Origin of the sequence: Nitrogeniibacter mangrovi (assembly GCF_010983895.1) — a bacterium.
In the GTDB taxonomy this organism is placed as follows: domain Bacteria; phylum Pseudomonadota; class Gammaproteobacteria; order Burkholderiales; family Rhodocyclaceae; genus Nitrogeniibacter; species Nitrogeniibacter mangrovi.
The window spans coordinates 1366261-1383884 of record NZ_CP048836.1 but is presented as its reverse complement, the minus strand read 5'-3'; the positions used below and the strand labels follow the sequence as shown (position 1 = coordinate 1383884).

The window sequence follows — 17624 nt, the reverse complement described above, 5'->3', positions numbered from 1 at the left end:
CACGCAAATACAGAGAATTAGAGGCGGCAATGGTCTTGACTGGGGCGGAAATTGTAATCAGGTGCCTGCAGGAAGAAAAGGTCGAATACGTATTCGGCTATCCGGGCGGCGCGGTCCTGTTCATCTACGATGCGCTGTTCCAGCAAGAGCAGGTGCGCCACGTGCTGGTGCGTCACGAGCAGGCCGCCGTGCATGCCGCGGACGGTTTCGCCCGCTCCACCGACAAGGTCGGCGTCGCGCTTGTCACCTCGGGCCCCGGCGCCACCAACGCCGTCACCGGCATCGCCACCGCCTTCTGCGATTCCATTCCGATGGTGATCATTTCCGGCCAGGTGCCCACCGCCGCCATCGGCCAGGACGCCTTCCAGGAAGTGGACACCGTGGGCATCACCCGCCCGTGCGTGAAACACAACTTCCTGGTCAAGGACGTGGCCGACATCGCGCCGACCATCAAGAAGGCCTTCTACCTGGCCAAGACCGGCCGGCCCGGCCCGGTGCTGGTGGACATCCCCAAGGACGTCACCGCCCAGAAGACCGAATTCAGCTACCCCGAGGCGGTGGAGATGCGCTCCTACAGCCCGGTGGTCAAGGGCCACCAGGGCCAGATCAAGAAGGCCATCCGGCTGCTCAAGGAAGCGAAGCGCCCGATGATCTACACCGGCGGCGGCGTGGTGCTGTCCGATGCCGCCGACGCCCTCACCCGCCTGGTGCGCAAGCTCGGCATGCCGGTCACCAACACCCTCATGGGACTGGGCGGCTACCCGGCCACCGACCCCCAGTACCTGGGCATGCCCGGCATGCATGGCACCTATGAAGCCAACATGTCGATGCACTTCTCCGACGTGCTGCTGGCCATCGGCGCCCGCTTCGACGACCGCGTGATCGGCGACCCCAACCACTTCGCGCAGGAACCGCGCAAGATCATCCACATCGACATCGACCCGGCCTCCATCTCCAAGCGGGTGAAGGTGGACGTGCCCATCGTCGGCGACGTGAAGGACGTGCTCGAGGAGATGATCCGCCAGCTCGATTCCACCGAGGAGAAGGGCGACGACGAAGCGCTGGCCACCTGGTGGAAGCAGATCGACGAATGGCGCCGCCGCGACTGCATGAAGTTCAAGAACTCCGACGAGATCATCAAGCCGCAGTTCGTGATCCAGAAGCTGTGCGAGGTCACCGGCGGCGACGCCTTCATCACCTCCGACGTGGGCCAGCACCAGATGTGGGCGGCGCAGTACTACAAGTTCGACAAGCCGCGCCGCTGGCTCAATTCCGGCGGCCTCGGCACCATGGGCGTGGGCCTGCCCTACGCCATGGGCGCACAGCTGGCACATCCGGGCAGCCCCGTGGCCTGCGTGACCGGCGAGGCGTCGATCCAGATGAACATCCAGGAACTGTCCACCTGCAAGCAGTTCCGCCTGCCGATCAAGATCTGCAACCTGAACAACCGCTACCTGGGCATGGTGCGCCAGTGGCAGGAGCTGTTCCACGGCGGGCGCTACTCCGAGTCCTACATGGATTCGCTGCCCGACTTCGCCAAGCTGGCCGAGTCCTACGGCCATGTGGGCATCCAGGTGAAGAATCCGAGCGATGTGGAAGGCGCGCTGCGTGAAGCCTTCTCGCGCAAGAACGACCTGGTCTTCCTCGATTTCCTGGTGGACCAGACCGAAAACGTGTATCCGATGGTTCAGGGCGGCAAGGGTCTGACCGAGATGATCCTGTCCGCCGAGGACCTCTAACCGGCCGATTGCGGGACAAGGCCCGGCGGTCACCATCGCCGGACCGCCGCGGGCGCTCACCGGCGCCGGCGGCTGCGGGCGCCGGCCCCCGGCGGCCCGTTCTGCCCCGATGGCCATCAATACCGACCTTCCGCTGAGGGAGCATCATGCGTCACGTCATCGCCCTGCTGATCGAGAACGAGTCCGGCGCCCTGTCGCGCGTCTCCGGGCTGTTCTCGGCTCGTGGCTACAACATCGAATCTCTGACCGTCGCGCCGACCGAGGATCCGTCCCTGTCGCGCATGACCATCGTCACCACCGGCTCCGACGACATCATCGAACAGATCACCAAGCAGCTGAACAAGCTGGTGGACGTGGTCAAGGTGGTGGACCTGTCCGAGGCCGCGCACATCGAGCGCGAGCTCATGCTCATCAAGGTGCGCGCCACCGGCAAGGACCGCGAGGAGATGAAGCGCATGGCCGACATCTTCCGTGGCCGTATCATCGACGCCACCGAGTCGAGCTATGTCATCGAACTGACCGGCAACCAGACCAAACTGGACTCCTTCATCGGCGCCATCGACGGCAGCCTGATCCTGGAGACCGTGCGTTCCGGCATCACCGGCATCGGCCGCAGCGACCGTATCCTCAAACTCTGACCCATCCACACCGGGTCATTCTTTGCGACCCGGCGGCCTCCCGGTTATGATGGCGGCCGCCATCGCGACAGCGAATAAAGAAAGGACGATCATGAAAGTTTATTACGACAAGGACGCCGACCTCTCCCTCATCAAGGGCAAGAAGGTCACCATCGTGGGTTACGGTTCTCAGGGTCACGCCCACGCACAGAACCTCAACGATTCCGGCGTCAAGGTCACCGTGGGCCTGCGCAAGGGCGGCGCCTCCTGGGACAAGGCGAAGAACGCCGGCCTGAAGGTCGAGGAAATCGCCAAGGCCGTCAAGACCGCCGATGTCGTGATGATCCTGCTGCCGGACGAGAACATCCCGCAGGTGTACAACGAGGAAGTCGCCCCCAACATGAAGAAGGGCGCCACCCTGGCCTTCGCCCACGGCTTCAACGTGCATTACAACCAGGTGGTGCCCCGTGCCGACCTGGACGTGATCATGGTCGCCCCGAAGGGCCCGGGCCACACCGTGCGCTCCGAGTACCTCAAGGGCGGCGGCGTGCCGAGCCTGATCGCCGTGCATCAGGACGTCTCCGGCAAGGCCCGTGACATCGCCCTGTCCTACGCTGCGGCCAACGGCGGCACCAAGGGCGGCGTGATCGAGACCAACTTCCGCGAAGAGACCGAAACCGACCTGTTCGGCGAGCAGGCCGTGCTGTGCGGCGGCGCCGTCGAGCTGGTGAAGATGGGCTTCGAGACCCTGACCGAAGCCGGCTACGCGCCCGAGATGGCCTACTTCGAGTGCCTGCACGAGCTCAAGCTGATCGTCGACCTGATGTACGAAGGCGGCATCGCCAACATGAACTACTCCATCTCCAACAACGCGGAGTACGGCGAGTACGTGACCGGCCCGGAAGTGATCAACGAAGAGTCCCGCTACGCCATGCGCGAAGCGCTCAAGCGCATCCAGACCGGTGAATACGCCAAGATGTTCATCCAGGAAGGCAAGACCAACTACCCGTCCATGTCGGCCCGTCGCCGCCTGAACGCGGCCCACCCGATCGAGCAGGTCGGCGGCCAGCTGCGCGAGATGATGCCGTGGATCAAGAAAAACAAGCTCGTCGACCAGTCCAAGAACTGATCACGCAGCCTGTCTGACACGGGCCGGGATCCTCCCTCGGGGCGGATCCCGGCCCGTTGTCGTTGGAGGCAAACGCATGTCTTCACGTTATCCGCACCCGTTCATCGCCCGCGAGGGCTGGACCTTCATCGGCCTGTGCTTCGGCGTGGCGCTGCTCGTCCATGGCGCCTTCGGCTGGCCCTTCGCCCTGCCCCTGTGGCTGCTGCTGCTGTTCATGCTGCAGTTCTTCCGCGACCCGGAACGCCGCGCCCCCGACGTGCCCGGCGCGGTGCTCTCGCCCGCCGACGGCCGGGTGATCGCCATCGAGTCGGTCGAAGACCCCTACCTCAAGCGCGATGCGCTCAGGATCAGCGTGCACATGAATCCGTTCAACGTGCATTCGAACCGCAGCCCGGTCGATGGCGAGGTCAAGCAGCAGTGGTACACCCCCGGCCGCTTCCTGCACGCGACCCTCGACAAGGCCTCCGATGAAAACGAGCGCAACGCCCTGTGGATTCGCTGCGCCGATCGCATCGACGTGACCTGCGTCCAGATCGCGGGCGTGCTGGCGCGTCGCATCCTGTGCAGCGTCAAGCCCGGGGACGTGATGAAACGCGGCCAGCGCTACGGCTTCATCCGCTTCGGCTCGCGCATGGACATCTACCTGCCGCCCGGCAGCCGGGCACGGGTCGCCATCGGCGACAAGGTGCGCGCCACCGCCTCGGTGATCGCGCAGTTCGATGAATGATTGTCGCCCGCCGCTGCGGTAAAATCGGCGCAAGCGCCGCCCCGCCGGCATCACCTCAAGAGCCCCCATGCCCGACACCTCCTCGTCGCATCGCCCCCTGATCGACTCGACCCAGCGTCGACGCGGCATCTACATCCTGCCCAACCTGTTCACCACCGCCGCCCTGTTCGCCGGTTTCTACGCCATCGTCCAGGCCATGAACGACCGCTTCGAGCATGCCGCGGTGGCCATCTTCGTGGCGATGATCTTCGACGGTCTCGACGGCCGTGTGGCGCGGCTCACCCACACCCAGAGCGAGTTCGGCGCCCAGTACGATTCGCTCGCCGACATGGTCTCCTTCGGCGCCGCGCCGGCCTTGGTGATCTACGAGTGGGCCCTGCGCGGCATGGGCAAGCTGGGCTGGATCGCCGCCTTCATCTACTGCGCCGGTGCGGCCCTGCGCCTGGCCCGCTTCAACACCAATATCGACGTGGTGGACAAGCGCTACTTCCAGGGCCTGCCCAGCCCGGCCGCGGCGGCCCTGATCGCCGGGCTCGTCTGGGTCGGCATCGACAACGGCTTCACCGGCCACGAGCTGCGCTGGTTCGCGGGCCTGCTGACGATCTTCGCCGGGCTGACCATGGTCAGCAACGTGCTCTTCTACAGCGGCAAGGAAATCAACCTGCGCCGCACGGTGCCCTTCTTCGCGGTGCTGGGCATCATGCTGGCCTTCGCACTGGTCTCGCTCGACCCGGCCTCGGTGCTGTTCCTGCTGTTTCTCGCCTACGCGGCCTCCGGCTACGTGATGCTGCTCATGCGGCGCGCCGGCAAGCGCCTGCCCGGCGACCCGGAACCGGCGACCGAGGCGGAACCCGAACCCGATCCGGACGGCCCAAACGACACCCCACCGCACGCCTGACAGGACGCGACCATGAACAACGAACTGATCATCTTCGACACCACGCTGCGCGACGGGGAACAGAGCCCGGGCGCCTCCATGACCCGTGACGAGAAGCTGCGCATCGCGCGCCAGCTCGAGCGCATGCGCGTCAACGTCATCGAGGCCGGCTTCGCCGCCGCCTCCAATGGCGACTTCGAATCGGTCCGGAGCATCGCCGAGACCATCAAGACCTCGACCGTGTGCTCGCTGGCCCGCGCCAACGAGAACGACATCCGCCGTGCCGGCGAAGCCATCGCGCCGGCCGTCAGCGGCCGTATCCACACCTTCATCGCCACCAGCCCGATCCACATGGAGAAGAAGCTGCGCATGAGTCCCGACCAGGTGGTCGAGCAGGCGGTCAAGGCCATCGGCTGGGCCAAGGAATACACCGGCGACATCGAGTTCTCGGCCGAGGACGCAGGACGCTCCGAACTCGATTTCCTGTGTCGCATCTTCGAGGCCGTCATCCGTGCCGGCGCCACCACCATCAACGTGCCGGACACGGTCGGCTACAACCTGCCGCAGCAGTTCGCCCACACCATCGACCAACTCATCGAGCGTGTGCCCGGCGCCGACAAGGTCGTGTGGTCGGTGCACTGCCACAACGACCTGGGTCTGGCCGTAGCCAACTCCCTGGCCGCCGTGCAGGCCGGCGCCCGCCAGGTCGAATGCACCATCAACGGTCTGGGCGAGCGCGCCGGCAATGCCGCGCTCGAAGAGATCGTGATGACCGTGCGCACCCGGCGCGACATCTTCGATTGCGATACCCGCATCGACACCACCCAGATCGTTCCGGCCTCCAAGCTCGTGTCGGGCATCACCGGCTTCCCGGTGCAGCCGAACAAGGCCATCGTCGGCGCCAACGCCTTCTCGCACGAGTCGGGCATCCATCAGGACGGCGTGCTCAAGCACCGCGAGACCTACGAGATCATGCGCGCCGAGGACGTGGGCTGGGGCGCCAACAAGCTGGTGCTGGGCAAGCACAGCGGCCGCAACGCCTTCCGCAGCCGGCTCGAGGAACTGGGCATCGCCATCGCCTCCGAAGCCCACCTGAACACCGCCTTCGCGCGCTTCAAGGAACTCGCCGACAAGAAGCACGAGATCTTCGACGAGGATCTGCAGGCCTTGATGTCGGACGAGGCGGTCACCCCGGCGGTCGAGCACTTCCGCCTGCTGTCCTCGTGCTTCCATTCCGAGACCGGCGAGACCCCGCGGGCGAAGCTCACCCTGTCGGTGGGCGGTCAGGAGGCGAAGGCCGAATCCGAAGGATCCGGACCGGTGGACGCCGCCTTCAAGGCCATCGAGCAGGTTGCCGCCAGCGGTACCGAGCTGCTGCTGTACTCGGTCAACGCCATCACCACCGGTACCGATGCGCAGGGCGAAGTCACGGTGCGCCTGGCGCGCAACGGCAAGGTGGTCAACGGCCAGGGTGCCGATACCGACATCGTCGTCGCCTCCGCCAAGGCCTACCTCAACGCCCTGAACAAACTGCACAGCAATGTGGACAAGCTCAACCCGCAGGGTCGCGGGGTGTGATCGGCGCGCGGCGCCAGAGGCGAAAGGCCGGCATTGCGCCGGCCTTTTTTCGTTATGGCTCCTTGGCCGTCTGCTTGAGCTTCGACGGCGCGGTCCTCTTTGCGTAGAGGATCATCGGGAAGAACACCGCCACCGTGAGCACGATCTCGATGCGCGCCATCAGGCCGGCGGCGCCCGGGTCGCCCGCGCGCACCACCCCTTCCATGAAATACAGCAACACGAACATGCTGGCCCATTGGTAGGTGTAGCGCCGGCCGTGGAGGATGCCGCGCAGCGGAATGAGCAGCAGGGCGGCCTTGAGGATCAGCCAGGAGCCGCCCGGCCGCAGGGGCGCCAACCAGGCTTCCCAGGCCGTGCACAGGACGATCAGCGCGAACCACAGGGCGGAGGAGATCCAGATCAGGTGACGGGTGCTCATCGGGCCGCCTCCAGCGCCAGGGCCATGCGCGCCAGTCGCTCGCCCTGCGCCAGTGCCAGGGTTCGCTCCGCCTCGCTCGGCTGGGCATCGCCATCGGGTCCGGCCACATGGGTCACGCCGTAAGGCGTGCCACCGCTGCTCGTACTCGACAGCGCCCGCTCGGTGTAGGGCAGCCCCACCATCACCATGCCGTGGTGCATGAGCGGCAGCATCATGCTCACCAGGGTGGTCTCCTGGCCGCCATGCAGGCTGCCCGTGGAGGCGAACACGCAGGCCGGCTTGCCGGCCAGGGCGCCGTTCACCCACGGCCCGATGGTGCCATCGAGGAAATACTTCATCGGCGCCGCCATGTTGCCGAACCGGGTCGGACTGCCCAGCGCCAGGCCGATGCAGGCCTCCAGATCCTCGATCGAGGCATAGGGCGGCCCTTCGGCGGGAATCGCATCCGCGCTCGCCTCGCACACCGTGCTCACCGGCGGCACCGTGCGTACCCGGGCCGCCACCCCGGGCACCCGCTCGACGCCGCGGGCGATCAACTCCGCCAGGGCGCGGACCGACCCCTTGCGGCTGTAATAGAGGACGAGGACTTCTTTCATGGACGACTCTGTGGCTAAATTGCGGCGATTATCCCAGATATCGCTGGCCAGCCCGAACCCCGCATGCGACTGACCCATCTGCGCGACTTCCTGCGCCTGCTGTTCGAACGCTTCGTCGACACCCGCTGCGCCCTCGTCGCCGGCAGCCTCACCTTCACGACCCTGCTGGCCATCGTGCCGCTGCTGGCGGTGGCGCTCGCGGTATTCAGCCATTTTCCGGCCTTCTCCCGGCTCGGCGAGAGCCTGAGCGACTTCCTGCTCAACAATCTGCTGCCGGAAACCGCGGGCAACATCATCGCCACCTATGCGCTCGAGTTCTCGCAGAAGGCCGGCAACCTGACGCTCATCGGCTCGTTGATGCTGATCGTCACCGCGCTGAGCCTCATGCTGACCATCGACGGCGCCTTCAACACCATCTGGGGCGTGCGCCGGCCGCGCGCCATGCTGATCCGGCTCATGGTCTATTGGGTGGCGCTGACCCTGGGGCCGCTGATCCTGGGCGGCTCGCTAGCGGCCACCAGCTATCTGATCAGCACCTCGCTGGGCCTGGTGAACGATCCCCCGTGGCTCCGCCTGATCGTCGCGCGCACGCTGCCGATCATGCTGCTCGGGCTGCTGTTCACCTTTCTTTACCTGAGCATTCCGAACCGGCGCGTCCAGCTGCGCCACGCGCTCGCCGGCGGCGTGGCCGCGGCGCTCGGCTTCGTCGCCATGCAGCGTGCGCTGGGCGTCTATTTCGCCTATTTCCCCACCTACACGCTCATCTACGGCACCTTCGCCACCCTGCCGATCTTTCTCCTGTGGCTGTACCTGTCGTGGGTGATCATCCTGCTCGGCGCCATTCTCGCCGCGACCTTTCCGGTCTATCTGTCGAACATCCGCGCCCTGCCCGCCTTTCCCGGCGCACGGGCCTATGGCGCCCTGCTGATCCTGCGGGAACTGGGGCAGGCACAGCGGGAGGGCGGCGCCCGCGATGCCGAAACCCTGTTCCGGCTCGCGCGCCAGACCCACGCCCAGGGCGAAACGATTCTCGACACCATGCGCGAGGTCGGCTGGATTGCCCGCAACGACGAGACGGACTGGCTGCTGGCGCGGCGGCTCGACGACCTGCGCCTGTCGGATGTGCTGAACCGCTTCTGCGTCACTCCCGACGCACTGCGCGCGCTACCGGATGACGGTCTGGCGGACGCCACCGCCGATGCCATTGCCCGCATGCTGAGCAGCGCCGACCGTCCGCTGCCAGCGCTGTTGTTTCCCGCACCAACGGGAGCGGATCAGAGCGGATAGGGGTCGTATTCGAACTGGAACAGTTCGACATGCGCGGTCTGCATGTCGAGGCTGAGCAGGCGGCCCTGGGCCACGTAGATGCGCTCGCTCTCGTGGATGAGGATGAAGCGACGCGAGCGATACGCCCCGGAGGGCGCGAGAATCGCCTGGTGATTGCGAACCCCCGGGATCGGCGGCAGCACCAGCGCCGGCATCATCTCGCCCGGATCGTCACCACCGCGGAACCCCACCCGGATCGGGGTGGACTCATTGCTGATCGTCTGCAGGCCGACTTCCACCTGCGAGGGCGCGTCGGAGCGGATCCAGCGCACCACGCACACCGACCAGTGCGCCCCCACCTGGCTGCGCAACGCCACCACCATGCCCGCCGCGAGCAGATCGGGGTTCGCCTCCACGCACATGATCGCGTAGCCACCCGGGCTTTCGTTCACCACCCGCCAGTGCAGGATCTTCGCAGCCTCTTCCCCGGCATGCTTCAGGCGCCAGATCGAGCGCAGGCCGATGCACACCTCCACGTCGTACTGGTTGCGCCGACGCATGTGCTCGCGTCGCGGCGGCATCGCCCAGCGCTCGCGCAGGGTCCGCAGCAGCTTGGTGATATCGCCGGCCGGCAGCCCCACCGGCAGTTCCGGCAGGTTCGCGCCGGGGATCACGTCGCCGCCGGCATCGGTGGCCTTGTCGATGCGCTCGAGATGACCGGTCGCGCCCCGCGCCAGTTCCGCCGCGGAGAAGTAGATCATGCCATCGACCGGCGGTGGCGAGCGACGGACCATGGCGATGGGACCGGCGTCCTGCGCCGGATCGATCCAGTAGTCCCAGGTCTCGATGCCGGCTTTGGCATGCATCGACAGCTCGGCACGCCAGGCACACTGCTCGAGGTAGCGCACCGTCCACTCCAGCTCCCGGGCGGTGAGCGATTCCGGCTGCGCCGCCGCGAGCGCCAGCAGGCGTTTGTAGGCGCCCTGAACCGGGCCGCGCGGCAACTCCGCAGGCAGCTTCGGCGAACCGGCCGCGACCGAGGCCATATGGAACACCCGGTGGGCCTCGTGCCACAGCCCCGCGCGCGGGGCTGAGCCCTTCAGCCCCGCCAGCCACAGGGCGTCGGTGAGCAGCTCGAGCGCCAAGGTGGCGAGCACCTCCGGCTTGCGCCGCTGGGTGATCACGCCACCCCCCGGATCGGCCAGGACGCGCGCGAAACCACTGGCCATCGCGGTGGTGATGCGCTCCAGCGCACTGACGGCGTTGAACAGATCCGAAGGCAGTGGCAAGGCGCGTGCGGTGAGCCGTGGCACGACCACTTCCTGCACGTCGTGCACGCGCAGGCGGAACAGCTCCAGCGCACGGTGCAGCTGCAGCGGGCCGACTTCGTCGGCGCCCATCAGCGTCTCGATCTGCCGCAGCATCTCGGGCAGATCGGCCGCCGGATCGGTCGACGGCTCGCCTGCCAGCCAGGCAATCGCCCGGGCAGCGGGGCCAGCATCGAGCATGGCGGATTCGGAGGAAGTCATCGCGGGCCGCATTCGCGCATGAGCAAATGTCTCATTCTAATGAATAACGGCCGGTTTCTGGCACAATGCGAGCATTTTCTTACCGCATGCCGGGCTCGCCGCCCGTTCGGCATGGCGGCACGGAACGCCTCACTCATCAGCCAGAAGCCATGAACACCTCGACCCCCGACTATCGCTCCGACAAACCCATCGCCCCGGCCGACCGCCTCATCGTCGCCCTCGATGTGGCCAACGCCGACGAGGCCCGCCAACTGGTCACCACGCTCGGCGACGCCGCCACCTTCTACAAGATCGGCCTGGAGCTGTTCATGGCCGGCGGCTACTTCGACCTGCTCGACTGGCTCGTTGCCCGGAACAAGAAGGTCTTCGTGGACCTCAAGTTCTTCGACGTCCCCGAGACCGTCCGCTCGGCCGTGCGCGCCCTGTCTTCCAGCGGCGCCACCCTGGCGACGGTGCACGGCAACCAGTCGATCATGGAGGCTGCCGTCAAGGACAAGGGTGACCTGAAGATCCTCGCCGTGACCGCGCTGACAAGTCTCGACCAGGGTGATCTCGACGATCTGGGTTTCCAGTGCGATGTCGAGGCACTGGTCCTGTCCCGTGCCCGCCGCGCCCTGGAAACCGGCGTCGACGGCATCGTCTCCTCCGGACTCGAGGCGCCGATGATCCGGCGCGAACTGGGCGACCGGCTGCTCGTGGTCACGCCGGGCATCCGCCCGGTGATCAACCGCCCCAGCGACGACCAGAAGCGCACCGTGGACGTTGCCCAGGCCTTCCGCAACGGAGCCGATTACATCGTCGTCGGCCGGCCGATCCGCAACGCCGAGGACCCGGTGGCCGCTACTCGCGGCATCCAGCAGACCATCACCGACGTCTTCGCGCCCTGAGCCGCCCCCCGGCGAACACGTGCTCATGGCCAAAGAGATTGTTTTTTAGGGACAAATCGCTTAAGATTTCGCCCTTTTCGATTCCAGACACTCAGGACACCCGAGATGGTTGTTATTCGCCTTGCCCGCAGCGGCGCCAAGAAGCGCCCGTTCTACAACATCGTTGCCGCCGATCGTCGCGAGCGCCGTGATGGCCGCTTCATCGAGCGCGTCGGTTTCTACAACCCCATGTCCTCCGATAGCGAGCAGGGACTGGTGGTCGACACCGAACGCCTGGCCCACTGGCAGCAAAACGGTGCCCAGCTGAGCCCGACCGTCGCCCGTCTGGTCAAGCAGGCCGCCAAAGCCGCGGCCTGATCGGTCGCTGGCGCGGAGCTTCCATGATCGTCATGGGGCGGATCATCGCCCCCTATGGCATCAAGGGCTGGGTCAAGATTCATCCCTTCGGTGACGACCCGCTGTCATGGAAGAAGATGCCCCGCTGGTGGCTGTGTACCGACGATCGGGCCCCCGAAGCGCGCTGGGAACCCCGTGCGCTCAAGGGCCTGCGTCAGCAGGGCAAGAGCCTGGTCGCCGCGTTCGAGGGAATCGACGATCGCACCGCCGCCGAAGCCCTGCAGGGCTGCTATGTGGCCGCCCCGCGCGAGGCGATGCCGCCGACCGCGAAAGATGAGTATTACTGGGCCGACCTGATCGGCCTCGCAGTGGAAAACGCCGAGGGCGAAGCGCTCGGCACGGTTACCTCGCTGATTTCCGCCGGCGCCCACGAGGTGCTGCAGGTCAGCGATGGGGACCTGGAACACCTGATCCCCTTCGTGCCGGCCTATGTCGACACGGTCGACACCGATGCGGGGCGGATTCGGGTGCAGTGGCAGAAGGACTGGTCGTGACCGACATCGACCGCCATAGGCGGCGATTCGATGTGGTGACCCTGTTCCCGGACATGTTCGGGGCGCTGACGGACAACGGCATCAGCCGACGGGCCCTGGCCCGGGAGCTATACCGGCTCCAGTGCTGGAATCCGCGTGATTTCACCACCGATGCGCACCGCACGGTCGATGACCGCCCCTACGGCGGCGGCCCCGGGATGGTGATGCTGGAAGCGCCCCTCGAAGCGGCGATCGATGCCGCCCGGGCGGCGCAACAGGCCGAAGGCCGGGGCACGGCCCGCGTGATCTACCTGTCGCCCCAGGGACGCAGGCTGGATCACGCCAAGGTGATGGAGCTGGCCCGGCAGCCGGCGCTCACCTTGTTGTGTGGACGTTACGAAGGGGTGGATCAACGACTGATCGACCGCTGCGTGGATGAAGAAATATCGCTGGGCGACTTCGTGCTGTCCGGTGGAGAGTTGCCGGCGATGGTGCTGCTCGATGCCATCATCCGGCAGTTGCCGGGCGCGTTGAACGATGCGGACTCGGCGGTCGAGGACTCCTTCGTGGACGGTCTGCTCGATTGCCCGCACTACACGCGGCCGGAAGTGGATGCACACGGCGTGGCCGTGCCGGCGGTGCTGCTCTCGGGCGATCACGAGAAGATTCGCCGCTGGCGCCTGAAGATGGCGCTGGGGCAGACCTGGCTGAGACGGCCCGAGCTCATCGAAGCTCGTGTGCTCGGCAAGGAAGAGATGGCCCTGCTTGATACGTTCAGGCAGGAACATGAGGGGTGTTGAGGGCGCAGCCCGAAACACCGAACCAAGAAAACCGCGCATCAGGTGGCGACCTGCTCTGCACGGAAGGCCAACGGCCATTGAACTGATGACAGGAGTTACGCAATGAATCTGATTGCCCAGCTCGAGCAGGAAGAAATCGCTCGCCTGACCGAAAACAAGACCATTCCGGAATTCGCCCCGGGCGATACCGTGGTGGTGAACGTGAAGGTGAAGGAAGGCAACCGCGAACGTCTGCAGGCCTACGAAGGCGTGGTGATCGCCAAGCGCAACCGCGGCCTGAACTCGTCCTTCATCGTGCGCAAGATCTCCTCCGGCGAGGGCGTGGAACGGACGTTCCAGACCTATTCCCCGCTGGTGGCCAGCATCGAAGTGAAGCGTCGCGGCGACGTGCGCCGTGCCAAGCTGTACTACCTGCGTGGTCGTACCGGCAAGGCTGCCCGCATCAAGGAAAAGCTGGTGCGCAAGAACGGCTGATCGCCGCTTCGTGCCGAAATGGAAACGGGACCTGCGGGTCCCGTTTCTTTTTGGGGCATGGCTTCAGCCATCTCCTTCGCGACACAGGGCGCCGACCTGCCGCCCCCAGGGCGTGTCCCCATCGGCGAGCCACACCGCATGGTGGAGCGTGCTCAAGCCCTCGCCGTCATCGACCAGCCAACTGCGCTCGGCCACGCTCAACCCCGCCGCCCCCTGCGCCAGCGCCTTGTCCACCAGCTGCGCCCGGCGCTGCATGCGCGCCGGCATGTTGCGGCGCTGACGTGCCAGCGCCCGGTGCACACCGAAACGCACGGGATCGATCACCGCGGCCTCGAAAGGCGTCAGCCGCGAGGGGGTCCGCAGCGGCGGCGCCGCGAGCAGGTCGCGCACCACCGGCGGCGGCGCGCCCTCTTCGGGCGATACCAGCAGTCCCTGACGGCGCAGACGGCGACCGCTCGCAAATCGGCTCAGCCACACCGACACCGGCGCGGCCAGCAGCAAGGGGATCGCGATCGGCAAGGACCAGTAGAAGAACAGCGGCTGCAGCCAGAACGCGAAACCGGCCCAGGCCGCCGCCAGGAGGGCGCCCGGCGCATGATGGCGCAGCGCGTCGCCCCAGCCCTCCTCCTCGGTCCGGTTCTGCCCGGCCCAGCGTACCTTGAGGTTGAACAGGGTCACGATCACGTAGCGGGTGTGCGCCAGCATGCGGATCGGCGCCAGCAGCATCGACACCACCATCTCCACCAGCGTCCCAGCGGATACCGCCAGGATGCCGCCCATCCGGCGGCGGCGCTCCCGGTCGAAGAGCAGATCGATCACGGCCAGCAGCTTGGGCGCAAAGAGCACGAACAGGGTGCTGAAGGCCAGGCGTACCGCCCACTGCGGCTGCCACTCGGGCCAGACCGGGAAGGGGCTGTTCGGATCGGGAAAGTATTCGATCGGCCGCAGGGTGAACTGCGCCAGTTCCAGCGTGATCAGCACCAGGTAGCCGAACCACAGGGCCGAGGCCGCGTAGGCCATGATGCCGTTGGCGAAGGCGGCCCGGTGAGCGCTGGAGATGCCGCGCCGGAACAGGAAGTACAGGTGCTGCAGGTTGCCGTGGGCCCAGCGCCGGTCGCGTTCGAGCTCGTCACCCAGCGTGGGTGGCGACTCCTCGTAGCTGCCTTCGATACCCGGATCGAGCCACACCTCGTAGCCGGCCCGCCACATGCAGGCGGCCTCGACGAAATCGTGGCTGAGCACCGAGCCGCGCAGAAAGCCCCAGCCGCGCAGATGCGGCAGGCCGCAGTGCCCCATGAACGCCTCGACCCGGATGATCGCGTTGTGCCCCCAGAACACCGCCTCGCCCAGTTGCAGCGCCGCCAGCCCTTCGGTGAACAGGGGCCCGTAGAGGCGGTTGGCGAATTGCTGGATGCGCGCATGGGCCGATACCGCGTTGATCAGCGACGGCGAGGTCTGCAGGATGCCGATCCGCTCATCCGCCTGCATGACGCGCACCATGCGCACCAGCGCCTCCCCGCTCATGACGCTGTCCGCGTCCATCACGATCATGTAGCGGAAACGCCGGCCCCAGCGACGCAGGAAGTCGGCCACGTTGCCGGTCTTGCGATTGAGGTTGAGCACGCGACGCCGGTAATGGATGCGCGCCTGCGGCCCGAGGCGTTCGCGCAGCGCGAGGCAGGCCTCGCGTTCGGCGAGCCAGATGTCCGGATCGCGGCTGTCGGACAGCACGAAGAACTCGAAATGGGCGATCTGCCCGGTGCGCTCCAGGTCCCGCCAGGTACTTGCCAGCCCCGACAGGGTCCGTTGCACGTCCTCGTGATAGATCGGATACACGATGGCCGTGGGCGCCAGCGTCACCTCGCCGATGCGCGCGGGCGCCAGGCGCCGGGCCGGACCGTGCGGATCGCCACCGGCACGACGCCAGAAGAAGCCGGTCACAGCCATCCAGAACCCGGCCGAAATCCAGCCGAACAGAATCACCGACACCAGGACAATGGCCTGCTCCACCAGGGTACTGCCGTGGTAAGGGAGCACCGCGAGCACCGCAAAACAGGCGCCGGCCGTCTGCAGGCCCACCAGCAGTCCGAACAGGGTGCGCCGGCGATAAGCGGCGAAGCGCCAGGCGCGCCCCTTTCGGGAAGACCGGGGAGGCATCGACGCGCTCATCGCGCCCCGCGCTTCCGTCGTCCGAACCGGGCATAGCCGATGGAGCCGCGCAGCGGTTCGGGCGCCAGGCAGGTCGGTCGCTCACGGGCCATCACGCTCGCCTCCGCCACCCGGGTCACTTCGTGCCAGAGGGCTTCGAGCTGGGCCGCGGTCGGGGCACCGGCGGCGAGCAGATCCGCCATGCGCCCGGCCAGCCACTGGGCGTGGCGACAGCATTCGAGCTCGCTGACGCCACAGCGGCGCAGATAACTGTAGGCACGTTCGAGTACCTGCTGGCAGGGCACCGGGATCTGACTCATTCCTTGTCCCCGAAGATGGTGTTGGGCTCGGGCAGGGTGTAGGTCCACGTCTCGGTCACCGGCTTGCCGTCCGCCGACAGGGCCGAGCGCAACGCCAGCGGCTTGCCCTCGGCGGGCCGGGCGAGGATGGACAGGCGCCATCGCTTGGCATCCTCGAGATAGGTGAGGAACTGCTCGATCACCTCGCCGCCCTCCTGGGCCGACACGTCGGCCGTCGGCAGCGTGTCGGGGCCCAGCTTGTCGAGCGCATCGCCGGCGAAATCGACCACGACCCGATAGGCGCGCCCGCCGCCCTCGCCGTTGAGCGGCTCGCCACGCCCGACGAAAGTGTTGATCGCCCGCGCCGGCGCATTGTGGTCCACCTCGGGGCCGCCGAAGCTGATCCGGTAGTCCAGATCGAAGCGCTGCCCCGCCGTGACCGGCCCCGGTGGCGACCAGAAGGCCACCACGTTGTCGTTGCCCGCATCGCGCGAGGGGATCTCGATGAGCATGATGCGGCCGCGCCCCCAGTCACCGCGTGGCGTGAGCCATGCGCTGGGCTGGCGGTCGTGCCGTGTTTCGCCATCCTGGTAGCTGTCGAAGCGGGTGTCCCGCTGCAGCAGGCCGAAGCCTTTGACGCCATTGACGCCAAAGGCCTGCACATGCAGCGCCTTCGGATTGAGCAGCGGGTTCCACAGCCATTCTCCGGTGCCGTTCTGGATCAACAGGCCGTCGGAGGCATGCACCTCGGGGCGCCAGTGGCCGACCGGGCGGGCGGTGTTCTCGCCATAGTAGAACATGCTGGTGAGCGGCGCCGCGCCGAACAGTTCGATCCGGTCGCGCACGAAGAGCACGGCGGTGACATCCACCCGGGTCGGCGCGCCGGGATAGACACTGAACTGATAAGCGCCGGTGACCCGCTTGCTGTCGAGCAGCGCGTAGAAACGCATGGCCTCCGCCTGTCGAGCCGGCCGCTCGAGCCAGTATTCGACGAACTGAGGGAACTCCTCGCCGGACATCAACCCGGTGTCGATGGCCAGCCCCCGGGCCGCGAGACCGAGCACGTTGCCCTTGCCCACGCCGCGGAAGTAGCTGGCACCGGCGAAGGTCAGCACCGGTTCGCGCACCGAACGGCGGTTGAGCGGAAAGGTGAGCTTGAAGCCGGCAAAGCCCAGATTGGCCGGCAGACGGCGCGCCAGCGCGTCGTTGTCGGAAACGAAGTAGTCCTTGCGGAACGGCAGTGGCTTGGCCCCGGAGGCGTCGACCAGATTGATCTTGACCGGGCGCCGGTAGTAGGCGCCGGCCGGGATCAGCTGTACTTCGAAGCGCGCACCGGCGTCACGCCACAGGCTCTGTTCGGCATCGAAGCGGATCGACCGGAACTCGTTGTAGCTGAGCTTCTGCATGAACTCGGGGATCTCGCGCGGCGCGCTGTAGGGCTTTGCCGCCCGGTCACGCGCCTGCGCCACCACGTCGTCGAAAGTGAACGGCGCAGCCAGGGCGGCCGGGCCTGCCAGCAGCACACCGACCAGCACCACCGCACCGCGCCATGCGCGCGGCATGGTCGCGCAGCACCCTTCGATCAAGGTTTGGATCACTCGGTCATCCTCTTGTTGATTCTCGTGCCGGCATCGCGAAGCGGCCGGTTGTTGCGAGCGCACGTATTCTTGG

General features: G+C 66.8%; 18 protein-coding genes. 12 read left to right on the top strand and 6 right to left on the bottom strand.

Annotated features, from left to right (window positions below; all coding sequences use genetic code 11):
• Window positions 1-29 precede the first annotated feature (29 nt).
• From G3580_RS06380 to G3580_RS06355, 6 genes are all read left to right on the top strand, one after another.
• Window positions 30-1739 carry an acetolactate synthase 3 catalytic subunit gene (locus tag G3580_RS06380; protein WP_173764469.1) on the top strand — a complete coding sequence of 570 codons (1710 nt, stop codon included), beginning with the start codon at window positions 30-32 and terminating at the stop codon, window positions 1737-1739.
• A 146-nt stretch (window positions 1740-1885) separates the two neighbouring features.
• Window positions 1886-2377: an acetolactate synthase small subunit gene (ilvN, locus tag G3580_RS06375; RefSeq protein ID WP_173764468.1), complete on the top strand. Its 492-nt coding sequence runs from the start codon at window positions 1886-1888 to the stop codon at window positions 2375-2377.
• A 49-nt stretch (window positions 2378-2426) separates the two neighbouring features.
• Window positions 2427-3485 (top strand): ketol-acid reductoisomerase, encoded by a 1059-nt coding sequence (gene ilvC, locus G3580_RS06370; protein WP_323848002.1) that lies wholly within the window; start codon window positions 2427-2429, stop codon window positions 3483-3485.
• Window positions 3486-3561: 76 nt separating this feature from the next.
• Window positions 3562-4212 (top strand): phosphatidylserine decarboxylase, encoded by a 651-nt coding sequence (locus tag G3580_RS06365; protein ID WP_173764466.1) that lies wholly within the window; start codon window positions 3562-3564, stop codon window positions 4210-4212.
• Window positions 4213-4279: 67 nt separating this feature from the next.
• The gene (gene pssA / locus G3580_RS06360; RefSeq protein WP_173764465.1) at window positions 4280-5110 is read left to right on the top strand and encodes a CDP-diacylglycerol--serine O-phosphatidyltransferase; all 831 of its coding nucleotides are present in this window, start codon (window positions 4280-4282) and stop codon (window positions 5108-5110) included.
• 12 nt (window positions 5111-5122) lie between these two features.
• Window positions 5123-6667 carry a 2-isopropylmalate synthase gene (locus G3580_RS06355; RefSeq protein WP_173764464.1) on the top strand — a complete coding sequence of 515 codons (1545 nt, stop codon included), beginning with the start codon at window positions 5123-5125 and terminating at the stop codon, window positions 6665-6667.
• Window positions 6668-6719: 52 nt separating this feature from the next.
• On the opposite strand, the gene G3580_RS06350 is transcribed toward G3580_RS06355, so the two are convergent.
• Both G3580_RS06350 and wrbA read right to left on the bottom strand, forming a co-directional pair.
• Entirely contained in the window at window positions 6720-7085 is a 366-nt protein-coding gene (locus tag G3580_RS06350; protein ID WP_173764463.1) for a DUF2069 domain-containing protein, read from the bottom strand.
• Window positions 7082-7681, bottom strand: coding sequence for an NAD(P)H:quinone oxidoreductase (gene wrbA, locus G3580_RS06345; protein ID WP_173764462.1), 600 nt, complete (start codon window positions 7679-7681; stop codon window positions 7082-7084). Before wrbA ends, G3580_RS06350 begins: the two co-directional genes overlap by 4 nt.
• A gap of 63 nt (window positions 7682-7744) precedes the next feature.
• On the opposite strand from wrbA, the gene G3580_RS06340 reads away from it, so the two are divergent.
• Window positions 7745-8968 (top strand): YihY family inner membrane protein, encoded by a 1224-nt coding sequence (locus G3580_RS06340; protein WP_173764461.1) that lies wholly within the window; start codon window positions 7745-7747, stop codon window positions 8966-8968.
• On the opposite strand, the gene G3580_RS06335 is transcribed toward G3580_RS06340, so the two are convergent.
• Complete coding sequence (locus tag G3580_RS06335) at window positions 8956-10455, bottom strand: hypothetical protein (protein WP_173764460.1); 1500 nt, start codon at window positions 10453-10455, stop codon at window positions 8956-8958. The two genes, G3580_RS06340 and G3580_RS06335, sit on opposite strands and share 13 nt — an antisense overlap.
• Window positions 10456-10625: 170 nt before the next feature.
• Here G3580_RS06335 and pyrF point away from each other — a divergent pair, with 170 nt between their 5' ends.
• The 5 genes from pyrF (at window position 10626) to rplS (ending at window position 13506) form a co-directional block, all read left to right on the top strand.
• Entirely contained in the window at window positions 10626-11363 is a 738-nt protein-coding gene (gene pyrF / locus G3580_RS06330) for an orotidine-5'-phosphate decarboxylase (protein WP_173764459.1), read from the top strand.
• A gap of 105 nt (window positions 11364-11468) precedes the next feature.
• The gene (rpsP, locus tag G3580_RS06325; protein ID WP_173764458.1) at window positions 11469-11720 is read left to right on the top strand and encodes a 30S ribosomal protein S16; all 252 of its coding nucleotides are present in this window, start codon (window positions 11469-11471) and stop codon (window positions 11718-11720) included.
• 23 nt (window positions 11721-11743) lie between these two features.
• Entirely contained in the window at window positions 11744-12253 is a 510-nt protein-coding gene (gene rimM, locus G3580_RS06320) for a ribosome maturation factor RimM (protein WP_173764457.1), read from the top strand.
• Window positions 12232-13032 (top strand): tRNA (guanosine(37)-N1)-methyltransferase TrmD, encoded by an 801-nt coding sequence (gene trmD / locus G3580_RS06315; protein ID WP_228720788.1) that lies wholly within the window; start codon window positions 12232-12234, stop codon window positions 13030-13032. Before rimM ends, trmD begins: the two co-directional genes overlap by 22 nt.
• A gap of 102 nt (window positions 13033-13134) precedes the next feature.
• Complete coding sequence (gene rplS, locus G3580_RS06310) at window positions 13135-13506, top strand: 50S ribosomal protein L19 (RefSeq protein ID WP_173764456.1); 372 nt, start codon at window positions 13135-13137, stop codon at window positions 13504-13506.
• A 63-nt stretch (window positions 13507-13569) separates the two neighbouring features.
• Here the strand turns inward: rplS and mdoH are convergent, their stop codons facing one another.
• The 3 genes from mdoH to G3580_RS06295 are packed head-to-tail and all read right to left on the bottom strand — an operon-like array spanning window position 13570 to window position 17551.
• The gene (gene mdoH, locus G3580_RS06305; RefSeq protein ID WP_173764455.1) at window positions 13570-15663 is read right to left on the bottom strand and encodes a glucans biosynthesis glucosyltransferase MdoH; all 2094 of its coding nucleotides are present in this window, start codon (window positions 15661-15663) and stop codon (window positions 13570-13572) included.
• An 8-nt stretch (window positions 15664-15671) separates the two neighbouring features.
• On the bottom strand, window positions 15672-15974 hold the full coding sequence (locus G3580_RS06300; protein WP_173764454.1) for a hypothetical protein: 303 nt from the start codon (window positions 15972-15974) through the stop codon (window positions 15672-15674).
• On the bottom strand, window positions 15971-17551 hold the full coding sequence (locus G3580_RS06295; RefSeq protein ID WP_217424610.1) for a glucan biosynthesis protein G: 1581 nt from the start codon (window positions 17549-17551) through the stop codon (window positions 15971-15973). Before G3580_RS06295 ends, G3580_RS06300 begins: the two co-directional genes overlap by 4 nt.
• Window positions 17552-17624: the final 73 nt, after the last annotated feature.

What these genes read in the sequence shown, in the direction of transcription:
- ilvN (WP_173764468.1), top strand. Translation starts at nt 1,886, where the DNA reads ATGCGTCACGTCATCGCCCTGCTGATCGAGAACGAGTCCGGCGCCCTG.
- mdoH (WP_173764455.1), bottom strand. Translation starts at nt 15,663, where the DNA reads ATGCCTCCCCGGTCTTCCCGAAAGGGGCGCGCCTGGCGCTTCGCCGCT.
- wrbA (WP_173764462.1), bottom strand. Translation starts at nt 7,681, where the DNA reads ATGAAAGAAGTCCTCGTCCTCTATTACAGCCGCAAGGGGTCGGTCCGC.
- G3580_RS06365 (WP_173764466.1), top strand. Translation starts at nt 3,562, where the DNA reads ATGTCTTCACGTTATCCGCACCCGTTCATCGCCCGCGAGGGCTGGACC.
- G3580_RS06355 (WP_173764464.1), top strand. Translation starts at nt 5,123, where the DNA reads ATGAACAACGAACTGATCATCTTCGACACCACGCTGCGCGACGGGGAA.
- rimM (WP_173764457.1), top strand. Translation starts at nt 11,744, where the DNA reads ATGATCGTCATGGGGCGGATCATCGCCCCCTATGGCATCAAGGGCTGG.
- G3580_RS06380 (WP_173764469.1), top strand. Translation starts at nt 30, where the DNA reads ATGGTCTTGACTGGGGCGGAAATTGTAATCAGGTGCCTGCAGGAAGAA.
- rpsP (WP_173764458.1), top strand. Translation starts at nt 11,469, where the DNA reads ATGGTTGTTATTCGCCTTGCCCGCAGCGGCGCCAAGAAGCGCCCGTTC.
- pssA (WP_173764465.1), top strand. Translation starts at nt 4,280, where the DNA reads ATGCCCGACACCTCCTCGTCGCATCGCCCCCTGATCGACTCGACCCAG.
- G3580_RS06300 (WP_173764454.1), bottom strand. Translation starts at nt 15,974, where the DNA reads ATGAGTCAGATCCCGGTGCCCTGCCAGCAGGTACTCGAACGTGCCTAC.
- G3580_RS06350 (WP_173764463.1), bottom strand. Translation starts at nt 7,085, where the DNA reads ATGAGCACCCGTCACCTGATCTGGATCTCCTCCGCCCTGTGGTTCGCG.
- ilvC (WP_323848002.1), top strand. Translation starts at nt 2,427, where the DNA reads ATGGCGGCCGCCATCGCGACAGCGAATAAAGAAAGGACGATCATGAAA.
- rplS (WP_173764456.1), top strand. Translation starts at nt 13,135, where the DNA reads ATGAATCTGATTGCCCAGCTCGAGCAGGAAGAAATCGCTCGCCTGACC.
- G3580_RS06340 (WP_173764461.1), top strand. Translation starts at nt 7,745, where the DNA reads ATGCGACTGACCCATCTGCGCGACTTCCTGCGCCTGCTGTTCGAACGC.
- G3580_RS06335 (WP_173764460.1), bottom strand. Translation starts at nt 10,455, where the DNA reads ATGCTCGATGCTGGCCCCGCTGCCCGGGCGATTGCCTGGCTGGCAGGC.
- pyrF (WP_173764459.1), top strand. Translation starts at nt 10,626, where the DNA reads ATGAACACCTCGACCCCCGACTATCGCTCCGACAAACCCATCGCCCCG.